The sequence below is a fragment of the Bradyrhizobium sp. Mp27 genome, assembly GCF_029953005.1.
GTDB lineage: Bacteria > Pseudomonadota > Alphaproteobacteria > Rhizobiales > Xanthobacteraceae > Bradyrhizobium > Bradyrhizobium barranii.
In genome coordinates this window covers 1-690 of the sequence record NZ_JASAUS010000585.1, presented here as the reverse complement: position 1 = coordinate 690, position 690 = coordinate 1, and the positions used below count along the sequence as shown (strand labels likewise).

Below are 690 nucleotides of genomic sequence, written 5' to 3'. Positions count from 1 at the left end.
CTGTGCCGGTGTTTCCGAGCACATCCGCCGATGCTCAGATCGTGGCGTTGAATCCGACAGCCTCGTCCCGCGGGCTGGTGCTCGACGACGAGCAATGGCTGGGCGACGAGCATATCCTCAGGGATTACCAGCTTCTGGAGCAGGATTTGCTGAGGCACCCTCTGGATATCCCCACCCTGGATATCGCCGCCCGGACGCGGTTGGTGGATCCTACTGTGGCCCATAATCTGCTGCGCTCTCCCAACGATACCGTCGTGGAACTCGCATTGCAGCGCATCGTCTATGATGACAACGGTAATGATACAGCCGACTTCCTGTTCCTGCCAGTGAACGACGCCGATCCTACAGATCCTCGTTGCCAAGGGAATCATTGGTCGCTGCTGTTCGTTGATCGTCGCGACCGGAACTCGCCGATTGCCTATCACTACGATTCCTTCTGGGGATTCAACGAGACGTCTGCAGACCATCTGGCAGGAAGGCTGGGCCTCCCCGGCGACTCGGTGCAAGCCGGCATGGCCCAGCAGCAGAACGGCTGGGATTGCGGCGTCTTTGTCGTGGACGGCACGCGAGCGCTGGTTAGGGGGTTGGTGGCAGGCCAGCGAGGCCTGCAGAACCTTAGCAACCTCAGCGTCAGTCGGCCGGCACTGCAAACCCGACTGAGGGGCTGATAAGGGGTCAACTGCTCCTATG

Annotated in this window: 1 pseudogene; it reads left to right on the top strand. The window is 60.4% G+C overall.

What is annotated here, in order from left to right:
• Nucleotides 1-668: pseudogene (locus tag QJT78_RS51865) on the top strand (hypothetical protein); the annotation flags it as partial.
• Between the last annotated feature and the right edge of the window lie 22 nt (nucleotides 669-690).